Genomic DNA, 21,699 nt, shown 5'->3' on the forward strand with positions numbered 1-21,699 from the left:
TTAAAGGTTGTTTGCAGATCCAGTCTATCGGAGCCGGAGCCCCTGGACGTCAGCTCGTGGGGAGCAGCTCCTCGTCGGCGGACTCGTCGATGCGCTTCGCGCGGATCGGGTGGCCGCTGGTCGACAGGCAGCGCCCGGACTTCAGGTCCCACTTCCAGTCGTGCATGCTGCAGGTGAGGATGCCGTCCTCGTCCACCGTGCCCGTGCGGGTGAGATCGGCACGCAGGTGCGGGCAGCGCCGCTGCACGACCCACCCGCCGACCTCGGCGTCCTCGGTCTGGTCGGTCTGCTCCTGGTACCAGTTCTCGACGTACTCGATCCGATCGACCGAGAGGCACTTGAGGAAGGTCGTGAGGAACTCGTTGAACTTCCCGCTGCGGCCGACGGAGAACTGCATCGACAGGAAGATCGAGTTCGACCAGTCGATCTCGTGGTCGACGATGTTCGTGGAGACGAGGTCTGCGGGGATCGTGTACCAGTAGATGCACTCCTCCCCCGCGTACTCGCGGACCTTCGCCCGAGGGAAGTCGACCACCATGTCGAGATCGCCGATGCGGAACCGCACGCAGCCGCCGACGCCGAGCCGGATGGTGCGCGACTTCTTGAGCAGCGGCTCCCACCAGGTCTTGATCGCCTCGAGCATCTCCGCGGGCGGGATGATCTCCGCGCGGGACGCCTCCTCGTCGCGGATCTCCTGCTGCCTGCTCGCCCGCTGCTCCTCGAGGTAGTCCCACTTCTCATCGAAGATGTGGGCGATCTCGGCATCCGAGTACAGCGTCTGCGCGGTCGTGACCTCGCCGCCCTCGACGGTGACGACCGTCCCGGGAATGAACAGCTGGCCGTCGTACTGCGGCGCGAGCTCCTTCATGTGGGCGAGGAACTGCATCTGATCGGTGAAGATCGACTCGCCGTTCTTGCCGAGCCCGTTGAAGTCGAACAGGTCGTCGCGCAGGAACATGGGAGGACCCGCCATGGGGAAGACGTGCGGGGCGTCGACCTTCTCGATGTAGTACATGGCGCGCTTGTTCTGCGCGTCGCGCTTGAGCTTCGCGAAGTTCTGCTTGGCGTCGAGCGGAAGGTCGTAGACCATCGGCCACCAGATGGCGCCGGAGACCTGCGTGAAGTACGCGTCAGGGGTTCCGAAGTGGAGCAGCTTCTCGAGGTCGAGGGGATGCGAGTCGTTCTGGTTCAGCATCGATCCCGTGCCGTCGTCGACGCTGAGGGAGGAGTCGCCGATCGGACCGTCGCTGGGGGCGCGGAGCGGAGTGATCATGATCTTGAGCTCCCCGCGCTCGATGATCTCCCCCGCGGGCGCGTAGGTGATGTTCGTGTAGCCGAGAGCGCGGATGTCCTGTTCGAGATCGTCGATCGGGTACTCGGGCAGGAGCACCTCGATGTCCTTGCGGATGTACCGCTCCAGCAGCTTCGGATCGAAGTGGTCGCGGTGCCTGTGCGAGATGTAGAGGAAGTCCGCCTCCCGTCCGAAGCGCTCCCAGTCCAGGGCGCGGTTGTCGGGGAACGGGAACCAGGATCCGAAGAACGAGGGGCCCAGCACGGGGTCGCAGATGATGTTGCCGCCGACCGTCTCGATGAACATTCCCGCGTGGCCGAGTCCCGTGATCCGCATTGCATTCCTCTCGAAGTGGACCCGTAGAGTCTACCGGCGACCGCCTGGACGACCTCGGAGACCGGCCGTGAATACGCACCGCCACCGGCCCCGGCGCGCGTTGCGGACTCGTTACCCAACCCTGACCGGATCGTGATCGAACTCCCTGCTGCACGCCGGTCTCCGCTCACTACCCTGCCCCTATGAACACGACACGGAGACTGCTGACAGCACTCGTCCTCGCTTCGCTGGCGGGGTTGGGCCTCGCCGGCTGCGCCGCCGGTGGGTCGGGGGGCGCGGAATCGGCCGGCGGAGGTCGGGCCCCGGTGCAGGAGGCGGCGTCATCGAACGAGGCCGATGAACCGGACACCGCGGTCGTGATCACCGGACGGATCTCCATCGTCGCCGACGATCCCATCGCCGCGGCGGCGGATGCCACGTCGATCGTGTCGGATGCGGGGGGCCGCGTCAGCGGAAGGACCGAACGCGCCGCCGAGGAGGGCGGACAGGCCAGCGCCGAGCTCACGCTGCGGATCCCGGCCGACGCCATCGAAGAGGTCCGCACCGACCTCGCCGCGCTGGGCGCCGTGAAGGAGACCGCGCTCGAGTCGACCGAGGTGGGCGCGACGCAGCGCGACCTCGATGCCAGGATCACCACTCTTCGCGCCTCCATCGCCCGCTACACGGACTGGCTCGGCACGGCATCCGAGACCTCGGACCTGATCGAGCTGGAGTCGGCGATCGCCGAGCGCCAGAGCGAGCTGGAGGGGCTGGAGGCCCAGTCCCGTTCCCTGGAGGACCAGGTGGCCATGTCGACCATCACGCTGAGCCTCATGTCTGAGTACGTGCCGGTCGAGACCGCCCCGAAGGACTTCGGCGACGCGCTCACGATCGGCTGGGACGGATTCGTCGCCTTCTGGGGCGCGATGCTGATCGGCATCGGCGTGGCACTCCCCTGGCTCGTCCTGCTCGCTGCGATCGCCGCCGTCGTCATCTTGCTGGTCATCCGCAGCCGGCGCCGTCAGGCCGCCAGGCCGCAACCGCCGCGCCCGGCGCCGGACGCCGAGCTGTTCGCGGTCATGGATGACATGCCCGCTCCGCACTGACCCTCTCGGCGGCGGACCTCTGCGGCCCGTCACCGGAACGCGCGATAGCTTGGCCGGATGGAGTTCCGTGCGTTCCACACCTATGCGTCCATCCTGGGGATGGACGTGGCGGTGACCCCACAGGAGCAGAACGGCGACTACGAGTCGGGCGCCGTGCGGATCGACGGCGAGCTCTGGCACCTCCGCACCGCCCGCGTCACCCCTACGAAACCGGGAGCATTCCTCGCCTTCTGGCGGCGCGACGCCGCGGGGAAGACCGCACCGTTCGACGAGCAGGACCCTGCGGCGGGCCTGCTCGTGTTCGTGGAGCAGGACGACCGTCGCGGAGTCTTCCGCTTCGCTGCGGCGGACCTCTCCCGACTCGGCATCACGGCAGGGCGCACGTCGGGAAAGCGCGGTTTCCGGGTCTATCCGAGCTGGTGCGCAGGCCTGAACCCCCAGGCCACTGCGACCCAGCGTGCACAGGCCTCCGCGTTCCGGGAGTACTGAGCCGGAGGGTCTATTCGTCGAAGAGACCGCGGATGTCGTCGGCGGTGAGCGACTGCGCGAAGAGCTCGTCGTCGTCCATCACCGCGGTGAACAGACGCGCCTTGCGCTGCTGGAGCTCCAGCACCTTCTCCTCGATAGTGCCCGACGAGATCATCCGATAGACGAAGACCTGGCTGGTCTGGCCGATGCGGTGCGTGCGGTCGATCGCCTGTTCCTCGGCGGCGGGATTCCACCACGGGTCCAGCAGGAACACGTAGTCGGCCTCGGTGAGCGTCAGTCCGAATCCGCCGGCCTTCAGGCTGATCAGGAACACGGGCTGCTGCCCCGACTTGAATCCGTCGATGACATCCTGGCGACGGCGCGTGGAGCCGTCGAGGTGCGCGTACGGGATGCCGGCCGCATCGAGACGCGCCGCGGCGAGGTCGAGGAACGACGTGAACTGGCTGAAGACCAGGGCACGGTGCCCCTCGGCCTGCAGCTCGACGACGCGTTCGATCAGGGTGTCGAGCTTGCTCGATCCGATGTGCGCATCGTTCTCATCGATGAGCTCCGGCGCGAGGCTCAGCATCCGCATGAGCGTCAGCGAGCGGAACACGATGAACCGGTTGCGATCGAGGTCGTCCAGCAGACCGAGGACCTTCTGGCGTTCCCGCTGCAGCACGACGTCGTAGAGCGCGCGATGCGCGGGGCTCATCTCGACCTCGAGCACCTGCTCCTGCTTCGGGGGCAGATCCGACGCGACGAGCTCCTTCGTGCGGCGGAGCATGAGCGGGCGGATGCGACGGCGCAGCTGGGCGAGCCGGCGCTGGCGGTATTCCCCGCCCTCCTCGTTCTCGGGAACCTTGCCCTTCTCGATCGGCTGGATGTAGCGATCGCGGAACTTCCGCGCCGACGGGAAGAGCCCGGGTGCGGAGAGCTTCAGGAGCGACCAGAGCTCGGAGAGGCTGTTCTCCATCGGGGTGCCGGTGACCGCGTAGGTGACATCGGCGCGGAAGGCCGAGATGGCTCTGTGCAGCTTGGTCTTCGGGTTCTTCACGAACTGCGCCTCGTCGAGGATCAGCCCCGCCCAGTCGACCGAGCCGAACTCCCTCTCATCGAGCCGAGCGACCGTGTACGAGCTCACGACGATGTCGGCGGATGCCGCGGCATCCGCCAGCCGGCCTGTGCGACGCCCGCTCGTGCTGTCGACGATTGCAACCCGCAGCCCGGGAGTGAAGCGCGCAGCCTCGGACTTCCAGGTGCTGAGGACCGAGGTGGGGGCGAGCACGAGGAACGCCCGCTTCTCCCCCTTCTCCTTGGTGTGCTGCACGAAGGTCAGCAGCTGCAGCGTCTTCCCGAGTCCCATGTCATCGGCGAGGATGCCGCCGAGCCGGTGCCTCCAGAGGAACGCCAGCCAGTCGAAGCCCGTCTTCTGGTACGGCCTGAGCTCGGCGTGCAGGCCGGACGGCACCGGCGTCGGTGGCACACCGGTCGCCTGGCGGAGTCCCTCCGCCGTCGAGCGCCAGCTCACCGCCGGCTGGGCCTCGTCGGCCAGGTCCTCGAACTCCTCCCAGAGGTCGGTCTGATAGCGGCTGATCCGCGGACCGGTCTCCCACTCGTCGAGCTCGCCGGCCTCGTCGATCAGCTCCCTGAGCCTGTCGAGCGCCGGATGCGCGAGCGAGAAGTACCCGCCGTCGGAGAGCAGCAGCTTCTTCTTGCCCTTGCTGAGCGCGGTGAAGAGCGGCCCGAAGGGAATGCTCCTGCCGTCGATCGTGACGAGGATCCCGAGGTCGAACCAGTCGGAGTCGGTGGTCTCGAGCGTCGTCACCTTGACCTCGGGGTCTCCCGTCAGCTCCCGGTACTCCTTGCGCGTCCCCGTGGTCGCGACGATGACGCCGACGGCCTCGAACGCGGGGACCACCTGCGCGACGAAGGCCGCAGCGTCGATGTCGTGGAAGGAACCGGTCGGCGCGAAGCGCGTGGTCGAGTGCTCCTGCCAGACGGATTCGAGCAGGGCGCGCTTCTCCGACTCGGCCGCCGGATCGCGCACCGCTGCACTCCCCGCCTCGAAGGGGACCCTGCCGAACCCGCCGTACGACCACTCGAAGGAGTAGCTCACGACATCGCCCCGCTCGAAGGCGAGATTCAGCACCACCTCCGGCGCCGGGATCTCCGGCAGCGACACCGCGCCGGCCGTGCGGACGGGCACTCGTCTGGCCAGCAGCGGGTAGGCGTTCTCGACGAACGCGGACTCCTCTTCGGCAGGCACCTCGATGGGCAGCCGCGCGCTCAGCAATGCGTGCATCTGCTCGCTGAGCGGCGCCTCGGCGAGGACGATCTCCATCCGACTGCCGATGAGGGTGGCGGAGTACACGCCCGTGCGTCCGATCGGATGCACCTCGGCTGAGGGGACGGCGCGGCCGTCGATCGTCACCTCCGCGGCGACGCGCAGATCACCGCCGTCGGGGCGGGTGATGGACGCAGCCACCTCAGCCCGCTCGGCGAGGCGCACCGTCGCGCTCTTCTGACTCGGCACCAACGGGATGCCCAGCGCCGCCCCGGCACGCAGATGGCCCCACAGCAGCGTCGACTCGATCTGGTCGACGACCAGCCACTCGCCGGCGTTCCCCGAGAGCAGCGAGTCGCGGGAGATGCTGAGCAGGTCGCCGAACCAGCGGTTCTGGACCCTGCCGAACTGCGACACGTCCCTACGCACCACATCCCAGCCCGCGTGCCCCTGGATCCACGAGCCGGTCTGGTGGCTGCGCATCAGCGGACGGATCGCGAGCAGAAGCTCTCCCGACGGCTTGGCGAGATCTCGAGGCGTCGCGGGGCGCACCGCCCTCGGGGCCCAGTGGTTGTCGCCGCGCGACTCGCGGTGGCGCAGCTCGACGCCGAGGGCGAGCGACTGGGTGTGCGCGGCGACCGCTGGACCGATGAGCGATCGCCACGAGGCTGCGGGAGCCGCGGGAGCCTCCGCAGCGGGCTCTGCGACCGGATCGACGGCCCTCGCCCCCGCCTGCTGGGCGTACTCGTGCACGTTCGACGCGAGCAGCGCGGCCACGACGTGCTTGCACGCCGTGCGGACCGGGCACGAGCAACGCGTGGAGCGGACTCGTCTCTTGCCACCGGACGAGATGAAGGTGACCTCGCACAGGTACTGCGCTCCTGCGCTCCCCTTCACATACGCCTCGAGCTCCTGGCGATCCTCGTGCCAGATCAGATCGAGGACGTTGCCCTCACGGAAGTACGCCAGTCCGCGCGTATAGCCTCCCGCATCCGTGATCTGCATGAGGTCTCGGAGATCGACGTGAGGTGCGGGCATGCCAGCATCCTTCCCGCTGCGTCGGACAATGCGGACGCAGCGACTCGGGCGGCGACTCAGGCGGCGCGAGCCACCCTGGCGAGGACTCCGTGCACGAACGCGCCGGAGTCGTCGGTCGAGAACTCCTTGGCGAGCTCGACGGCCTCGTCGATCGCGACGGCCGTGGGCACCTGGTCGTTGTAGAGGATCTCCCACACGCCGATGCGCAGCAGAGCGCGATCGACGGCCGGCATCCGCTCGAGCTTCCAGTCCCGGCTGTGCGTGGTGATGTGCTCGTCGATCTCGTCGCGGTGATCGATGATCCCGTCGACGATCTCGCGGGCGTACAGCCACGACGCCTCACGGGCCGGCTCGCTCGCCGCGCGCTTGGCCTCGGCGGCCAGGGCCACGGAGACCTCGTCTCCGCGCACGTCGGCGGAGAACATGATGTCGAGTGCGCGCTTGCGCGCCTTCGTCCGAGCGCTCACGCCTTACTTCTCGCGACCGAGGTAGTCACCCGTGCGGGTGTCGACCTTGACCTTGGTTCCGGTCTCGAGGAACAGCGGCACCTGGATCTCGTAGCCGGTCTCCAGCGTCGCGGGCTTGGTGCCGGCGGAGGAGCGGTCGCCCTGCAGGCCGGGCTCGGTGTAGGTCACCTCGAGGATGACGGATGCCGGGAGGTCGAGGTACAGCGGGTTGCCGTTGTTCAGCGCGATCGTGACCTGCTGGTTCTCGAGCAGGAAGTTCTTCGCGTCGCCGACGGTGGCCGATCCGACCGTGATCTGATCGAAGTCGGTCTGGTCCATGAAGACGTACCCGTCGCCGTCCGTGTACAGGTACGTGTAGTCGCGGCGGTCGACGTTCTCGATCTCGACCTTGGAACCGGCGTTGAACGTCTTGTCGACGACCTTGCCCGTGAGGACGTTCTTGAGCTTGGTGCGCACGAACGCGCCGCCCTTGCCGGGCTTGACGTGCTGGAACTCGACGACGCTCCAGAGCTGGCCCTCCAGGTTGAGGACGATGCCGTTCTTGATGTCTGCGGTAGATGCCATGCGCTGAGAGTTCCGTTCGTGGTGTGAAGTTCGCGGGTGGCCGGGCTTGGTCGAAGCGCGAGCCGACAGTCGATTCTACGGGATGAGCGCTGCGAGCTCCCGCACGGCGTCGGCGTAGCCGTCCACGCCTCGGCCGACCACCCGCACCGCGGCGACGTCGTCGAGGTAGGAGTGGTGCCGGAACTCCTCGCGGGCGTACACATCGGAGATGTGCACCTCGGCGAACGGCAGACCGACGCCGGTGAGGGCGTCGCGGAGCGAGACGGACGTGTGCGTGAGGCCGCCGGGATTGATCACGATGCCGGCGCAGTCCTCGCGCGCGGCGTGGATGGCGTCGATGAGCACGCCCTCGTGGTTGCTCTGGAGCGCGCGCAGGTCGAAGCCGACCTCGGCGGCGGCCTCTGCCGAGAGCCGCTCGACGTCGGCGAGGGTGGCCGAACCGTAGATGCCCGGCTCACGGGTGCCGAGGAGGTTGAGGTTCGGCCCGTTGACCAGGAGCAGACGGCGCGGTGCGCTCACGCCCCGACCTCCTGGTACGCGGCGAACAGCAGCGACTCGTCGGGCGCCTGCAGCACGGTCGGCTTGCCGATCTCGTCGAGGACGATGAAGCGCAGCATCCCCCCTCGGGTCTTCTTGTCGCGCTGCATGGTGGCGAGCAGCTGCTTCCATGCCCCCGAACGGTAGGTCGTCGGGAGCCCCAGCGACTCCAGCACGGTGCGATGGCGCTCGGCGGAGTCGTCTGACAGCCGTCCGGCGAGCCGCGACAGCTCGGCCGCGTACATCATGCCCACGGAGATCGCGGCGCCATGACGCCACTTGTAGCGCTCCGCGTGCTCGATCGCGTGCCCGAGGGTGTGCCCGTAATTGAGGATCTCGCGCTGACCCGCCTCGCGGAAGTCGTCGGAGACGACCCTGGCCTTCATGTCGATCGCGAGCTCGACCGCCCTGCGGAACTCCGGGGTCGTGGTGTCGACGGCGCGCGACGGATCGGCCTCGATGATGTCAAGGATCTCCGGCGCCCAGATGAACCCGGCCTTCACGACCTCGGCGTAGCCGGCGGTCGCCTCGTTCGCACTCAGACTGCCGAGCTCGTCGAGGTCGCCGATCACCGTGCTCGGCGCCCAGAACGCGCCGACGAGGTTCTTGCCCTCGGCGGTGTTGATCCCGGTCTTCCCGCCGACCGAGGCATCGACCAGGCCCAGAACGGTCGTCGGCACCTGCACGACCTGCACGCCGCGCAGCCAGGTCGCGGCCACGAAGCCCGCGAGGTCGGTGACCGCTCCCCCGCCGTAGCCGATCACCGCGTCCGTGCGGGTGAAGTCAGCCTGCCCCATGACCTGCCAGCAGAAGGCCGCCACCTCGATGCGCTTGCCCTGCTCGGCGTCGGGGACCTCGGCGAGCAGCACCTCGCGCGGCCCGTTCGCCGTGTCGGCGAGCAGGCGATCGCGCAGCTCTGCGGCCCGCGCGGCGAGCGTGGGCGGATGCACCACGAGGACCTTCCGCACGGCCGGGTCGAGCGCCGCCGAGACGCTGTCGAGGATGCCCCGTCCGATGAGGATGTCGTAGGGGTCGTCGCCCGTGACGCTGATGGTCGTCGTGCTCATCGCTGTTCTCTCCTCCATGCGGCGATATCGTCCGCGATCCTCTGCATCGGACGACGCGACGTGTCGAAGGTCGCCGATGCCACTTCTTCATACAGACCCCGGCGCTGCTCGAAGATCTGTCTCCACCGCTGCACGGGGTCGTCTCCGGCCAGCAGGGGCCGCCCCCCGCCGGTGATCCGGTCTGCGACCGCCTCCGCACTCACGGTCAGGTAGACCACCTGATGCGTGCGCAGGAGCTCCCGCGTGGCCGCGTCCGTCACCGCACCGCCGCCGAGGGAGACGACGCCGCCCTCGTCGAGCGCCGTCGCGACCGCCTCACGTTCGAGAGCCCGGAAATGCGCCTCCCCGTGCTCGGAGAAGATCGCCGGGATCGGTCCGTGCACGGCTGCGATGCGCTTGTCGGTGTCGATGAACGCGACCCCCAGCGCGCGCGCGACCCGTCGACCGACGCTGGTCTTGCCGGCCCCCATCGGGCCGACCAGCACCAGCGTCAGAGGATCAGCCGCGCTCGTCATGCGCGATGAGCGCCGCCTCGGATGCGGGAGTCGTCCGCAGCTCGGCCGGGATGCTCTCCAGGTACGAGTCGAGGTTGCGCCGGGTCTCGCGGATGCTGTCGCCGCCGAACTTCTCGAGCACGGCGTTCGCGAGCTCGACCGCCACCATCGCCTCCGCGACCACGCCGGCCGCGGGAACCGCGCAGACGTCGGAACGCTGGTGGTGGGCGGTGGCGTCCTCGCCCGTGGCGACGTCGATCGTGCGCAGCGCGTGCGGGACGGTCGCGATCGGCTTCATGCCCGCGCGGACGCGGAGGACGGTGCCGGTCGACATCCCACCCTCGGTGCCGCCGGCCCGGTCGGAGCCTCGGGAGATGCCGTCCGCGGTCGCGAACAGCTCGTCGTGAGCCGCGGATCCGCGGCGGCGGGTGGTCTCGAAGCCGTCGCCGACCTCCACGCCCTTGATCGCCTGGATGCTCATCAGCGCCTGGGCGAGTCGCGCGTCGAGGCGACGGTCCCAGTGCACGTGCGAGCCGAGCCCCGGCGGGAGGCCGTAGGCGAGCACCTCGACGATGCCGCCGAGGGTGTCGCCGTCCTTCTTGGCGTCGTCGACCTCGGCGACCATCAGCGCAGAGGTCGCGGGGTCGAAGCAGCGCAGCGGATCGGCATCGAGCGCCTGGACGTCGTCGGGCGTCGGCAGCGGCGAGCCCGAGGGCACCTGCACAGGGCCGATCGAGAGCGTGTGGCTGACCAGGCGGATGCCGAGCTCGCCGAGAAAGGACCGGGCGATGGCCCCCAGCGCGACGCGGGCGGCGGTCTCCCTGGCGCTGGCGCGCTCGAGGATCGGACGCGCCTCGTCGAAGTCGTACTTCTGCATGCCGACGAGGTCGGCGTGCCCGGGTCGCGGACGCGTGAGCGGGGCGCTGCGGCCGCGGGACTTGTCGGTGAGCTCGACGGGCTCGGGGTTCATGACCTCGATCCACTTCGGCCACTCCGTGTTGCCGATGCGCAGCGCGATCGGGCTGCCGAGGGTCTTGCCGTGCCGCACTCCGCCGGAGATCGTCAGCTCGTCCTGCTCGAACTTCATGCGCGAGCCGCGGCCGTAGCCGAGCTTGCGACGGGCGAGGTCGGCCTGGATGGCCTCGGACGACACCGGGACGCCGGAGGGCAGACCCTCCATGACGGCAATGAGTTCTGGGCCGTGCGATTCGCCGGCCGTGAGCACGCGGAGCATTGCTCTAGTCTCCCACGCGTTTCGACCCGCTCCGCGCCGCATGTCGCCGAGAGGCTAGAGCGCGGCGCGCATCGCGGCGACGACGTCCTGCTCATCCGGCAGCGGGACACCGGGATCGCCGTGCACGAAGACGCGGATCTGCCGCACGGCCTGATGCAGCAGCATGCCCAGACCGGGAATGGCCGGCGCCTCGCCCCAGTTCGTCGCGAGAGCCGACGGCCACGGCGCGTACGCCACATCGAACAGCGCACCGCCGGCCGCGGCGAGCGGCGCCACGACGTCCCCGGGCAGCGCGGTGCCGCCCGGCAACGACGACACCGTCAACTCGACGGCATCCGCCGTCTCCGTGAACGGGAGCACCGTCACCTCCACGCCCAACCGCGCACCCAGCTCGCGAAGGCTCGACGCGCTCTCGGGCCGACGGGCCCGCACGTCCGCCGATCGCGCGCCCATGTCCGCGACGGCGACGAGTGCGGATGCCGCCGTCGCCCCGGCGCCGAGCAGCCGAACGCGCTCGACGGTCGTGATCCCGCTCTCGCCGAGCGCGTCGATGATGCCACCGACGTCGGTGTTGAACGCGTGGACCATGTCGCCCAGCGTCAGCGTGTTCGCGACTCCCGTGAGCTCGGCGTGCGCGTCGCGGACGTCGGCGATCCGATACGCCTCGTCCTTCAACGGCATCGTCAGCGACAGTCCCCGCCAGGAGTCGTCGAGGGAGCGGACCGCACCCGCGAACTCGCCCTCCGTCACCCGGCGACGGTCGTACGACCAGTCGAGCCCGAGGACGCCGTACGCCGCAGCGTGCAGCTGAGGGGACTTCGAATGGGCGATGGGGTCACCCCACACCGCCAGACGGGTTCGGCTCACTAGCTGCAGCCGCCGTCGGGGTTCGCCTTGCACCAGGCGTCCCACTTCTCGATCGCCGCCTGGTGCTCCTCGTACGTCGTGGAGAACACCGTCTCCCCCGTCGCGAGGTTGATCGTCACGAAGTAGAGCCACGGCCCGTCAGCGGGGTGCATGGCGGCGTCGATCGCGGCGTCGCTCGAACTCGCGATCGGCGTCACGGGAAGCCCCGTGTTGACGTACGTGTTCCACGGGTTCGGGTCCTTGAGCGCCTCGGCCGAGCTCGACACCACTCCCTCGTGCAGGGAGCCGTATCCGTACTGCGCCGTCGAGTCCATCTGCAGCTTCATGTCGATGTCGAGGCGGTTCTGGATGACCCGCGACACCTTGGCGAAGTCGTCCGTGCGGCCCTCGCGCTGGATGATCGAAGCGATGGTGAGGATGCGTTCGGCATCCGCATCCGGCACGCCAGCCTTCGTCAGGGACTCGCGGGTGCGGTCGACCATGCGCTGGATGACCTGGACCGGCGTCACACCCGGATCGAAGGTGTACACGGCGGGGAAGAGCCAGCCTTCGAGGCTCTGGGCGCTGACGCCGTACGCCGATGGATCGGCGACCGCGGCCTGCAGATCGGCCAGAGGGAAGCCCAGCGACTCCGAGATCCCCGGCAGGATCGAGGCGATCGTCCCGCCCTCGTTCACCCCGACGGTGTTCTCGAGCTTGTTCTCCGGGTTCTTCAGCGCCTCCAGGGCGTCGGCGGCCGTCATCTTCTCCTGCAGACGGTAGATGCCCGGGTAGAAGGTGACGGCGATGTTCTCGTCGACGAGGTAGTCGTAGAACACGTCCTTCGTGCGGGTGACCCCGGCTTCGAAGAGCGCGGCCGAGACCGGCTTCCCGGTGTCTCCGTCATGGATGGTGACCATGGCCTCGCCCGAGGCGAGCCCGGGCTCCCAGTCCTTGGGGTCGCCCCAGCCCATGATCTCGTTGATCTTGTCGCCGTAGGTGTTCATCGCCCAGACTCCCCCGGCGACGACGCCGCCGATGAGCGCCAGGACGATGATGAGCGCGACCAGGCATCCGGTGCGGCGCTTCTTCTTGGGCGCTGCCCGGTGATCGTCCTCGTCGACGTGGTGGAAGAGGTCTTCGAGTCCGCCGCCCGCGGGCTTGTCGGGGGCCGATGCGGGAACGACGGGAGACACCGGGGTCGGGGCGAGCGGCTCCTGCGCCGCGGATCGCGCCGCAGCGGACTCCTGGGCCACTGCCGCCGGCGTGGCATCAGCCGATGCCACAGGCGGGCCGCTCGGAGCTGACCCGGTCGATGCGAGGAGCGCTTCGGCCGCAGGCGCGGGGCCGGGGGCCGCAGGCTGCTCCCCTGCCGGGCCGTTCGACGCGGTGGGTGCACCGGAGGATGCGGCTTCGCGGGCGGCACGACGGGATCCGGGGGCGGGAGGGGTGTTGTCCACCGTCGGGATCTGGTGCGTCGGCGCGGGGAGATTCTCGAACAGCTCGCCGAGGCGCGCTTCCGGATCGTGCTGGGGGGCGGCACTCTCACGTTCGGGCATGATCAGTGGGACTCCTCGTCGAACGGAATCGCGGCACCGGGCGCTTTCCCCGTGCTCTTCTCCGTGTCGATCGCCTGCTGCAGAAGCACCACGGCGGCGACCTGATCCACAATGCTACGAGAGTTCTTCTGATTTCTCCCCGAAGAACGGAGCGCGGCGTGTGCGGACACGGTGCTCAGACGCTCGTCGACGAGACGCACCGTGGTGCCCGTCCGCCTCTGCAGCGCCTCGGCGAACTCCCTCGCATCCGTCGTCGATGCGGTGTCTGCGCCCTGCATGTTCACGGGCAGACCGACCACGAACTCGAGCGGCTCGTACTCGGCGGCGATCTCGGCGATCCTGTCGATCGACGTCTCCGAGCGCGGCACGGTCTCGACGGGGACGGCGAGCATGCCGTCGGGATCGCACCTGGCGACCCCGACGCGCGCCTTGCCGACGTCGATGCCGATCCGCACTCCGCGGCGGAACCCGCTCACGCTGCGTGCAGCTCCTGGGAGACGGCGTCGAGAGCCGCGGGCAGAGCCGCGGCATCCGTTCCACCGCCCTGGGCGACGTCATCGCGACCGCCGCCTCCGCCTCCGAGCACCCCGGCGGCGCGCTTCGCGAGCACCCCGGCCTTGGCTCCGGACACGCGAGCCGCGTCGTTGGTGGCGACGACCACGACGGGGCGGCCGTTCACGACCGCGCCGAGCGCGACGACGGCAGCATCCGACCCCAGGCGATCGCGGACCCCGAGCACGAGATCGCGCAGATCGTCGGCAGAGGCCAGCTCCCCGAGCGACTGCGATGCGAGCAGGAAATCGCCCACGCGGGCGGCGGCATCGGCGATCGCCGGAACCTGACCGGCGCGCTCCTTCGCCTCGAACTGGGCGATGCGCTTCTCTGCGGCCTTCAGGCTCGCCGACAGGTCGGCGATGCGCTCCGGCAGCTGCTCACGCGGCGTCTTCAGCGAGGCGCTCAGCTGCGACACGAGAGCGCGCTCTGCTGCGAGCTCGCGGAACGCGTCCTGACCGACGAGAGCCTCGATGCGGCGGTTGGAGGCGCCGACCGACGACTCCCCGACGATGCTGACCAGCCCGATCTCGGCGCTGGAGCTCACGTGCGTGCCGGCGCACAGCTCACGCGACCACGGGCCGCCGATGTCGACCATGCGCACGACGTCGCCGTACTTCTCGCCGAACAGCGCCATGGCGCCGGCCTCCTTGGCCTCATCCAGCGAGACGATGCGGGTGGTGACCTCGAGCGCGTCCTGCACCGCGCGATTCGTGATCTCCTCGATCTCGGTGCGGGTCTCCGCGGAGAGCGCCTGCGACCACGCGAAGTCGAAGCGCATGTAGCCGGCACGGTTCAGGGAGCCCGCCTGGGTCGCGGTCTTGCCGAGGGTGTCACGCAGAGCGGCGTGCACGAGGTGCGTGGCGGAGTGCGCCTGGCGTGCCGCGCGACGGTTCGCGGCGTCCACCACGGTCGTCGCCGCATCGTCCACCGCCACGGAGCCGCGGCTCACCTCGACCGTGTGGCTGATGAGCCCGGGAACCGGACGCTGGACGTCGAGGACCTCGAGCTCGTACCCCGGTCCGACGATCGTCCCCTTGTCGGCGACCTGGCCGCCCGACTCGGCGTACAGCGTGGTCTCCGACAGCACGACCTCGGCGATCTGGCCCTCCGCGGCGCTCTTCACCGGCTGCCCGTCGACGAGGATGCCCAGGATGCGGGACTCCACCTCGAGCGCGGTGTAGCCGTCGAAACCGGTCTCGCCGAGCGAGCGGAGCTCGCGGTACACCGAGACGTCCGCCAGCTGGCGCTTGCGGTTGCGGGCATCGGCCTTCGCACGCTGGCGCTGCTCCTGCATGAGCCCGTCGAACGCGGTGCGGTCCACATCGAGCCCCGCCTCCTCGGCGACCTCGAGGGTGAGGTCGATCGGGAAGCCGTAGGTGTCGTGCAGCAGGAACGCCTCGGTGCCGCTGAGGGTCGTGCCGCCGCCCTTCTTCGTCTCGTCGAGCGCCAGGTCCAGGATCGTCGAGCCCTGGGCGAGCGTGCGGCGGAACGTCTCCTCCTCCGCGAACGCGGATGCCGACAGCGTCGACCAGTCCTGCTCCAGCACAGGGTACGCGGACTTCATGGCGTCGCGAGAGGTCGCGAAGAGCTCAGGGAAGACCGGCTCATCGACGCCGAGCAGCCGCATCGATCGCACCGTGCGGCGCATCAGCCGACGCAGGATGTACCCGCGGCCCTCGTTCGACGGACGAACGCCGTCGGAGAGCAGCATGAGCGAGGAGCGCACGTGATCAGCGACGACACGGAAGCGGACGTCGTCCTCGTGCACGGAGCCGTACGTGCGGCCGGAGAGCTCGACCGCGCGGTCGAGCACCGGGCGCACCTGATCGGTCTCGTACATGTTCTCGACGCCCTGCTTGAGGAACGCGACGCGCTCGAGGCCCATGCCGGTGTCGATGTTCTTCATGGGGAGCTCCCCCACGATGTCGAACTCGGTCTTGCCGCGGATGTTCTCGATGAAGTCCTGCATGAACACGAGGTTCCAGATCTCCAGGAACCTCGAGTCGTCGGCCGCCGGTCCGCCGTCCTTGCCGTAGGCGGGGCCGCGATCGAAGAAGATCTCGCTGTCGGGTCCGCCGGGGCCGGGCTGACCGGTGTTCCAGTAGTTGTCCGCGCGGCCCAGACGCTGGATACGCTCGGGCTTCAGGCCGATGATGTCGCGCCAGATCGCCTCCGCCTCGTCATCGGTCTCGTAGACGGTGACCCAGAGGTCCTTCTCGTCGAAACCGAGGCCGCCGTCGGCCTCAGACGAGGTCAGCAGCTCCCACGCGTAGCGGATCGCGCCCTCTTTGAAGTAGTCGCCGAACGACCAGTTGCCGAGCATCTGGAAGAACGTGCCGTGGCGTGCCGTGCGGCCGACCTCTTCGATGTCGTTGGTGCGGATGCACTTCTGCAGATCCGCGATGCGGGGATGCGGCGCGGGGACGACGCCCGTGAGATACGGGATCATCGGCACCATGCCGGCGACGGTGAAGAGCAGAGACGGGTCGTCGCTGACCAGCGAAGCCGACGGGACGATGAGGTGGTCGTTCTTCTCGAAGAAATCGAGATAGCGCTGCGCGATCTCCGCAGTTTTCATAGCTGTGCCGGGTGTCCTTGCGTGTGAAGGGAGGGGAAGGGTGCCGCGTGGTGGAGCGCGGGTCTCAGTCGTCGGCCGGCTCGGTGAGCCGTGCCTCCTGCTCGCGGTACGCGTCGCCGATGATCGCCGTGAACTCGTTGATCCGGGCGTCGACCTCGGCGAGGATGTCGTGGCCGCGCGGGTCCTTGTTCATGAAGTGGGCCGCGACGAAGCCGCCGATCACGCCGATCAGGAACCACAGCACGTTCTTCATGTCGTCATCCTTGCCATTAGACCCGCGAAGGCGCGGTCATCCCATCGTATGCGCAAACGACAGGAGGCGTCGGGTGACCCCGACGCCTCCTGTGTGAGAAACGCTGTATCAGCGAGCCGCGTAGTACTCGACGACGAGCTGCACTTCACAGGTCACGGGGACCTCGGCGCGCTTCGGGCGACGGACCAGGCGCGACTGGAGCTTGTCGAGCTCGACCTCGAGGTAGCCGGGAACGGGAGGCAGGACCTCGGCGTGACCGCCGGCTGCTGCGACCTGGAAGGGCTCGGTGCCCTCGCTCTTGGCCTTGACGTGGATGAGCTGACCCGGCTTCACGCGGAACGACGGGCGGTCGACGAGCTGGCCGTCGACGAGGATGTGACGGTGCACGACGAGCTGACGAGCCTGCGCGGTGGTGCGGGCGAAGCCCGAACGCAGCACGAGGGCGTCGAGACGCATCTCGAGGAGCTCGACCAGGTTCTCACCGGTCAGACCCTCCTGGCGGCGAGCCTCGTTGAAGGTGTTGCGCATCTGCTTCTCGCGGATGCCGTACTGCTCGCGCAGACGCTGCTTCTCACGCAGACGGACGGCGTAGTCGCTGTCGGCCTTGCGCTTCGTGCGGCCGTGCTCACCCGGAGCGTAGGGACGCTTCTCGAGGTAGCGGGCGGCCTTCGGGGTGAGGGCCACGCCGAGGGCGCGGCTGAGACGGACCTTGCGGCGGTCCTGGGACTTCGTGGTCACGAAGCTGTCCTTCCGATGACGCGGTCGCGACTTTCGCGACTCGCGGACGTATCGCCCGCGTTCTGCCTTGGAGCGCACGCCGGGGCGCCAGCAAGGTGGGGTGTGAACGAGGAGATGCCCGAAAACTCGGTTTCGAGCCGATCAAGTCTAACAGATCGCCGATCACTCCCGCGGAACACCGGGGTTCCCCGCATCCTCCATCGGCTCGACGCTCCGCCGAGGACCGGGACCGCCCACGGTGAGCCAGACGATCGCAGCCACGAGGGCGAGCAGCGCGCCCGCGGCGCCAGGAGCCAGATACCCCTGCGTGAGCACCCAGCCGACGGCGACGACGAGCAGCAGGGTGCACACGGCCGCCGCCCACAGCGGCATGACGCGCGCCTTCTCCGTCGGCCACCGCTTCTCGATGGGCGGGACGACGACGCAGAACACCCCGATCACGACGATGATCGCGATGAGCCAGGGGATGCGGGTGAGCCACCACTCCGGCGTCAGCACGGTCGGGAACGGCAGACCGAACGCGAGCTGCCCGCCCACGACCACGGCCATCGCGACGGCGTGCCAGAGATAGATCACCATGCCGTACAGCCCCAGCGCGCCGATGACGACGAGGACGGACCGTCTGCGCATGAGGGCGCGGATCGCCGGTTGCAGCAGGGTGAACAGATAGACCTGGGCGAGCCCGAGCAGAAGGAGGAGCACGGTCGGCGGATTCAGGTTGGCGATCATGTCCGGGTCGTACCCCATGCCGAAGACCGCGATGCACATGAGCCCGTAGGCGACTGCCGCCAGCAGGAGGAGCAGCCACCGCGGACGGCGGGAGTACCACTGGTCCCGCACCCCGAAGCCCAGCTGCTGCACGAACAGCCAGAGGAAGAGCCAGTTCAGCGCGCCGATAGGCAGCCCCAGATACCGTCCGGCGAGGTCCACCGCCACGACGAGAGCCGCGAGCGAGAGATAGGTCGCCCAGGCGGCATGGCGATGGAACCACGCCATCAGCGGCACGAAAGAGGTGCAGATCGCATAGACCGCGATGAACCACAGCGGCTCGGCCAGGCGGAACGCGAAGGTGCGCAGGAACTCCGGATCCACCCCGCTCGCCGCCATCACGCCGATCACGACCAGCACCCCGAGCATCGCCAGCAGCACGGGCCGGGCGAGACGCAGCGCGCGCACGCGGATGTACTCCCCCGCTGTCTCCCCGCGATGACGCAGCCGACGCCACGTGGTGATGCCGGCGAACCCGCCGGCGATGAAGAAGGGGGGCATGATCATGCCCACCCAGGTCAGCCCGGCCAGGGGGGTCCATTCCGCCAGCGCGTTGAAGGCGCGGAGAGGATCCCCGTCGATGCCCATCTGCAGCGCATGCAGCAGCACGACGACGGGCAGGCAGATCGCGCGGACGAAGTCGATCGAGAGATCGCGATCGGGAGGGATGCGGGTGAGTCTGCCTGGCACGAGCCCACTGTAGAGGGAAGGCGGCGCGGGACCGCGGATGCAGCTCCGCTCAGCGATCCCCGAGGATCTTGCGGATCCGCTCCAGACGCGCGGAGATGTCGCGCTCCGCGCCGAGGTTCTTGGGCTCGTAGTACCGTCGCCCGTCGAGCTCGTCCGGCAGGTACTGCTGCGGGAGGATGCCGTACTCGCTGTCGTGCGGATACACGTAGCCCTTGCCGTGCCCGAGACGCTTCGCCCCGGGGTAGTGCGCGTCTCTGAGATGCAGCGGCACCCGGCCGAAGCCGCCTGAACGGATGTCGGCGATCGCCGCGTCGATGCCGACGTACGCGGCGTTGGACTTCGCCGTCGTCGCGAGGTAGACGGTCGCCTCCGCGAGCGGGATGCGCCCCTCCGGCATGCCGATGAAGGCGACGGCGTCTGCGGCCGCGACGGCGATCACCAGGGCCTGCGGGTCGGCGAGGCCGACGTCTTCCGACGCCGAGATCACGAGCCGCCTGGCGATGAAGCGCGGGTCCTCCCCCGCCTCGATCATCCGTGCGAGGTAGTGGAGCGCGGCATCCGGATCCGATCCTCTGATCGACTTGATGAACGCGCTGATCACGTCGTAGTGCTCATCGCCCTGCCGGTCGTAGCGGAGCAGCGCCTTGTCGACGGCCTGCGCCACGTCGTCGGCGGTGACCACGGGAACGCCGTCGGCGTCGCCGTCGCTCTCGCCGTGGGACAGCGCCACCGCTGCCGCGGCCTCCAGCCCGGTGAGAGCACGCCTGGCGTCGCCGGATGCGAGCCGCACCAGCGCCGAGCGCGCCTCGTCGGAGAGGGAGACGCCGCCGTTCAGTCCGCGCGCGTCGGCGACCGCCCTGTCGACGAGCACGCCGATGTCGTCGTCGGTGAGCGGCTGCAGCGTCAGCAGCAGGGATCGGGAGAGCAGTGGCGAGATGACCGAGAACGACGGGTTCTCGGTCGTCGCGGCGATGAGGATGACCCACCCGTTCTCGACGCCGGGCAGGAGGGCGTCCTGCTGGGCCTTGGTGAACCGGTGGATCTCATCGAGGAAGAGGATCGTCGTCTGGCCGTAGAGGTCGCGCTGGGTGATCGCCTCCTGCATGACCTCCCGCACGTCCTTCACGCCGGCCGTGATCGCCGAGAGCTCGACGAACCGGCGACCGGACGAGCGCGCGATCGCCTGCGCCAGGGTCGTCTTGCCGGTGCCCGGCGGCCCCCACAGGATGATCGACACGGCTCCGGGCGAGGTCGCCGCGGGATCGGCGAGGGCGACGATCGGCGACCCCGCTCTGAGCAGGTGCTTCTGACCGGCGACCTCGGCGAGCGAGACGGGTCGCATGCGCACGGCGAGGGGCGTCTGCCCTGAGAGCAGTGCGGCAGCGGATGTCATGCTCTCCAGGCTAATGCGGGAGAGGGACACTCGCGGCGATAGGCTCTCAGGCGACGTCGTCGATTCACGTCCAGTAAGGGAGCACGGCATGGTGGCACGCGGTTCGAAGAGCGCACAGACACGCGCCCAGGCGGAGCGCGCCCGGTTGCATGCGGCGCGCGGCGCCTGGCACGACGGCCAGATCCGCCGTCGGGTGCGCGACAACACGATCGCCGGCGTCGTCGGAGGACTCGTCGTCGCCGCGGCCATCGCCAGCCAGTTCGTGCACGCGCAGGTGACCGCCCCCGAGCCGACCCCCACCCCGACGTCGACGGTCTCCCCCACGGATGCACCGACCGTGCAGCCCTCGCAGGAGCCCACGCCCGCGGAGACCCCGGCGGAGTGACCGACGACCTCACACCCGCCGCCGCGCGGTGTGAGCGGATCGCACCACGGATGTAACGCCTCGGGCGTCTGTCCGAAACGCGTATGTACGAGTGTGGGCACAGCGAGTGATCCGCTCGCCTCGATCCTCGTGGAGGTCCGCCCATGTCATACGCCACGCCCGCAGAGCTCGTCACCCTGATGGTGGATGCCGGCGCCTACAAGCTCCGTCTTTCCACCCGCGACACCCTCATCCGCGCCTTCATGGGTGCGGCCGTGCTCACCCTCGGCGCCGCCTTCGCCGTCACCGTCTCGACGCAGACCGGGCAGCCGCTCCTCGGCGCTCTCCTGTTCCCCATCGGCTTCGTGCTTCTCTACCTCCTCGGCTACGACCTGCTCACGGGGGTGTTCACTCTGGCCCCGCTCGCCGTCCTCGACCGTCGCCCCGGAGCGACGGTCACCGCCGTCCTGCGCAACTGGGGACTGGTCTTCCTCGGCAACTTCGCCGGCGCGCTCCTGGTCGCGCTGCTCATGGCGATCTACTTCACCTACGGCTTCTCGGCCGATCCGAGCCCGGTCGGCCTCGCGATCGGCGAGATCGGACACGGTCGAACGGTCGGCTACGCGGAGCACGGCGCCGCCGGCATGCTGACCCTCTTCATCCGAGGAGTCCTGTGCAACTGGATGGTGTCGACGGCGGTGATCATGTCGATGGTCTCCAAGACCGTGCTCGGCAAGATCGTCGCGATGTGGCTTCCGATCACCCTGTTCTTCTACATGGGATTCGAGCACTCCATCGTGAACATGTTCCTGTTCCCCTCCGGGTTGCTCCTCGGCGCCGACTTCACGATCATGGACTATCTCGTGTGGAACGAGATCCCGACCGTCGTGGGCAACCTCGTCGGAGGGCTCCTCCTCGCGGGCCTCCCGCTCTACCTCACCTACGGGAGGACGGCCGCAGCCCGACCGATCCGCGCCCAGCGCGCCGAACGCGAGCGCCGCGCGCCGCGCACCGCACCGGAGCGCGCACCCGAGGTCGTCGGAGCGATCTGAGCGCCTCAACGACGATGGCCCGGAGCATGCAGCTC

General features: G+C 69.1%; 20 protein-coding genes. 4 read left to right on the forward strand and 16 right to left on the reverse strand.

Annotated elements, in window-relative coordinates; translation table 11 throughout:
• Window positions 1-49: 49 nt before the first annotated feature.
• Window positions 50-1,627 (reverse strand): Rieske 2Fe-2S domain-containing protein, encoded by a 1,578-nt coding sequence (locus ACFY5A_RS14655; protein WP_387235079.1) that lies wholly within the window; start codon window positions 1,625-1,627, stop codon window positions 50-52.
• A 182-nt stretch (window positions 1,628-1,809) separates the two neighbouring features.
• Here ACFY5A_RS14655 and ACFY5A_RS14660 point away from each other — a divergent pair, with 182 nt between their 5' ends.
• On the forward strand, window positions 1,810-2,712 hold the full coding sequence (locus tag ACFY5A_RS14660) for a DUF4349 domain-containing protein (RefSeq protein WP_387235082.1): 903 nt from the start codon (window positions 1,810-1,812) through the stop codon (window positions 2,710-2,712).
• Window positions 2,713-2,769: 57 nt separating this feature from the next.
• A complete protein-coding gene (locus tag ACFY5A_RS14665) occupies window positions 2,770-3,201 on the forward strand; it encodes a MepB family protein (RefSeq protein ID WP_387235085.1) in 432 nt (143 codons plus the stop codon).
• A 10-nt stretch (window positions 3,202-3,211) separates the two neighbouring features.
• Here the strand turns inward: ACFY5A_RS14665 and ACFY5A_RS14670 are convergent, their stop codons facing one another.
• The 15 genes from ACFY5A_RS14670 to ACFY5A_RS14740 form a co-directional block, all read right to left on the reverse strand.
• Entirely contained in the window at window positions 3,212-6,505 is a 3,294-nt protein-coding gene (locus ACFY5A_RS14670) for an SNF2-related protein (protein WP_387235088.1), read from the reverse strand.
• A 56-nt stretch (window positions 6,506-6,561) separates the two neighbouring features.
• Entirely contained in the window at window positions 6,562-6,972 is a 411-nt protein-coding gene (gene nusB / locus ACFY5A_RS14675; RefSeq protein ID WP_105676323.1) for a transcription antitermination factor NusB, read from the reverse strand.
• Between the two features lie 3 nt (window positions 6,973-6,975).
• The gene (gene efp / locus ACFY5A_RS14680; RefSeq protein ID WP_105676325.1) at window positions 6,976-7,536 is read right to left on the reverse strand and encodes an elongation factor P; all 561 of its coding nucleotides are present in this window, start codon (window positions 7,534-7,536) and stop codon (window positions 6,976-6,978) included.
• Window positions 7,537-7,611: 75 nt separating this feature from the next.
• Window positions 7,612-8,055, reverse strand: coding sequence for a type II 3-dehydroquinate dehydratase (locus tag ACFY5A_RS14685; protein WP_341942129.1), 444 nt, complete (start codon window positions 8,053-8,055; stop codon window positions 7,612-7,614).
• A complete protein-coding gene (aroB, locus tag ACFY5A_RS14690) occupies window positions 8,052-9,140 on the reverse strand; it encodes a 3-dehydroquinate synthase (protein ID WP_387235091.1) in 1,089 nt (362 codons plus the stop codon). The genes ACFY5A_RS14685 and aroB overlap by 4 nt, the downstream gene beginning before the upstream one ends.
• On the reverse strand, window positions 9,137-9,655 hold the full coding sequence (locus ACFY5A_RS14695; RefSeq protein WP_387235093.1) for a shikimate kinase: 519 nt from the start codon (window positions 9,653-9,655) through the stop codon (window positions 9,137-9,139). The genes aroB and ACFY5A_RS14695 overlap by 4 nt, the downstream gene beginning before the upstream one ends.
• Window positions 9,639-10,868, reverse strand: coding sequence for a chorismate synthase (gene aroC / locus ACFY5A_RS14700; protein ID WP_341942126.1), 1,230 nt, complete (start codon window positions 10,866-10,868; stop codon window positions 9,639-9,641). The genes ACFY5A_RS14695 and aroC overlap by 17 nt, the downstream gene beginning before the upstream one ends.
• Window positions 10,869-10,922: 54 nt before the next feature.
• The gene (locus tag ACFY5A_RS14705) at window positions 10,923-11,735 is read right to left on the reverse strand and encodes a shikimate dehydrogenase (protein ID WP_387235095.1); all 813 of its coding nucleotides are present in this window, start codon (window positions 11,733-11,735) and stop codon (window positions 10,923-10,925) included.
• Window positions 11,735-13,273, reverse strand: coding sequence for an endolytic transglycosylase MltG (mltG, locus tag ACFY5A_RS14710; protein ID WP_341942124.1), 1,539 nt, complete (start codon window positions 13,271-13,273; stop codon window positions 11,735-11,737). The genes ACFY5A_RS14705 and mltG overlap by 1 nt, the downstream gene beginning before the upstream one ends.
• A 2-nt stretch (window positions 13,274-13,275) precedes the next feature.
• A complete protein-coding gene (gene ruvX, locus ACFY5A_RS14715; protein WP_105676335.1) occupies window positions 13,276-13,749 on the reverse strand; it encodes a Holliday junction resolvase RuvX in 474 nt (157 codons plus the stop codon).
• Window positions 13,746-16,406 (reverse strand): alanine--tRNA ligase, encoded by a 2,661-nt coding sequence (gene alaS, locus ACFY5A_RS14720; protein WP_341942123.1) that lies wholly within the window; start codon window positions 16,404-16,406, stop codon window positions 13,746-13,748. The genes ruvX and alaS overlap by 4 nt, the downstream gene beginning before the upstream one ends.
• A 64-nt stretch (window positions 16,407-16,470) precedes the next feature.
• Window positions 16,471-16,659: a hypothetical protein gene (locus tag ACFY5A_RS14725; RefSeq protein ID WP_105676339.1), complete on the reverse strand. Its 189-nt coding sequence runs from the start codon at window positions 16,657-16,659 to the stop codon at window positions 16,471-16,473.
• 108 nt (window positions 16,660-16,767) lie between these two features.
• A complete protein-coding gene (gene rpsD / locus ACFY5A_RS14730) occupies window positions 16,768-17,397 on the reverse strand; it encodes a 30S ribosomal protein S4 (protein ID WP_052674772.1) in 630 nt (209 codons plus the stop codon).
• A gap of 162 nt (window positions 17,398-17,559) precedes the next feature.
• The gene (locus tag ACFY5A_RS14735) at window positions 17,560-18,855 is read right to left on the reverse strand and encodes an acyltransferase (RefSeq protein ID WP_387235100.1); all 1,296 of its coding nucleotides are present in this window, start codon (window positions 18,853-18,855) and stop codon (window positions 17,560-17,562) included.
• A 49-nt stretch (window positions 18,856-18,904) separates the two neighbouring features.
• Window positions 18,905-20,248 carry a replication-associated recombination protein A gene (locus ACFY5A_RS14740; RefSeq protein WP_341942121.1) on the reverse strand — a complete coding sequence of 448 codons (1,344 nt, stop codon included), beginning with the start codon at window positions 20,246-20,248 and terminating at the stop codon, window positions 18,905-18,907.
• A gap of 88 nt (window positions 20,249-20,336) precedes the next feature.
• Between ACFY5A_RS14740 and ACFY5A_RS14745 the strand changes: the two genes are divergently transcribed.
• A complete protein-coding gene (locus tag ACFY5A_RS14745) occupies window positions 20,337-20,633 on the forward strand; it encodes a hypothetical protein (protein WP_105676345.1) in 297 nt (98 codons plus the stop codon).
• Between the two features lie 143 nt (window positions 20,634-20,776).
• Complete coding sequence (locus tag ACFY5A_RS14750) at window positions 20,777-21,664, forward strand: formate/nitrite transporter family protein (protein WP_105676346.1); 888 nt, start codon at window positions 20,777-20,779, stop codon at window positions 21,662-21,664.
• Window positions 21,665-21,699 lie beyond the last annotated feature (35 nt).

Source organism: Microbacterium sp. NPDC012755 (genome assembly GCF_042901325.1).
Lineage (GTDB): Bacteria > Actinomycetota > Actinomycetes > Actinomycetales > Microbacteriaceae > Microbacterium > Microbacterium natoriense.

Excerpts from the sequence above, each read along its gene's own strand:
- ACFY5A_RS14655 (WP_387235079.1), bottom strand. The coding sequence starts at position 1,627 with ATGCGGATCACGGGACTCGGCCACGCGGGAATGTTCATCGAGACGGTC.
- ACFY5A_RS14660 (WP_387235082.1), top strand. The coding sequence starts at position 1,810 with ATGAACACGACACGGAGACTGCTGACAGCACTCGTCCTCGCTTCGCTG.
- ACFY5A_RS14665 (WP_387235085.1), top strand. The coding sequence starts at position 2,770 with ATGGAGTTCCGTGCGTTCCACACCTATGCGTCCATCCTGGGGATGGAC.
- ACFY5A_RS14670 (WP_387235088.1), bottom strand. The coding sequence starts at position 6,505 with ATGCCCGCACCTCACGTCGATCTCCGAGACCTCATGCAGATCACGGAT.
- efp (WP_105676325.1), bottom strand. The coding sequence starts at position 7,536 with ATGGCATCTACCGCAGACATCAAGAACGGCATCGTCCTCAACCTGGAG.
- aroB (WP_387235091.1), bottom strand. The coding sequence starts at position 9,140 with ATGAGCACGACGACCATCAGCGTCACGGGCGACGACCCCTACGACATC.
- ACFY5A_RS14695 (WP_387235093.1), bottom strand. The coding sequence starts at position 9,655 with ATGACGAGCGCGGCTGATCCTCTGACGCTGGTGCTGGTCGGCCCGATG.
- aroC (WP_341942126.1), bottom strand. The coding sequence starts at position 10,868 with ATGCTCCGCGTGCTCACGGCCGGCGAATCGCACGGCCCAGAACTCATT.
- mltG (WP_341942124.1), bottom strand. The coding sequence starts at position 13,273 with ATGCCCGAACGTGAGAGTGCCGCCCCCCAGCACGATCCGGAAGCGCGC.
- alaS (WP_341942123.1), bottom strand. The coding sequence starts at position 16,406 with ATGAAAACTGCGGAGATCGCGCAGCGCTATCTCGATTTCTTCGAGAAG.
- ACFY5A_RS14725 (WP_105676339.1), bottom strand. The coding sequence starts at position 16,659 with ATGAAGAACGTGCTGTGGTTCCTGATCGGCGTGATCGGCGGCTTCGTC.
- ACFY5A_RS14740 (WP_341942121.1), bottom strand. The coding sequence starts at position 20,248 with ATGACATCCGCTGCCGCACTGCTCTCAGGGCAGACGCCCCTCGCCGTG.
- ACFY5A_RS14745 (WP_105676345.1), top strand. The coding sequence starts at position 20,337 with ATGGTGGCACGCGGTTCGAAGAGCGCACAGACACGCGCCCAGGCGGAG.
- ACFY5A_RS14750 (WP_105676346.1), top strand. The coding sequence starts at position 20,777 with ATGTCATACGCCACGCCCGCAGAGCTCGTCACCCTGATGGTGGATGCC.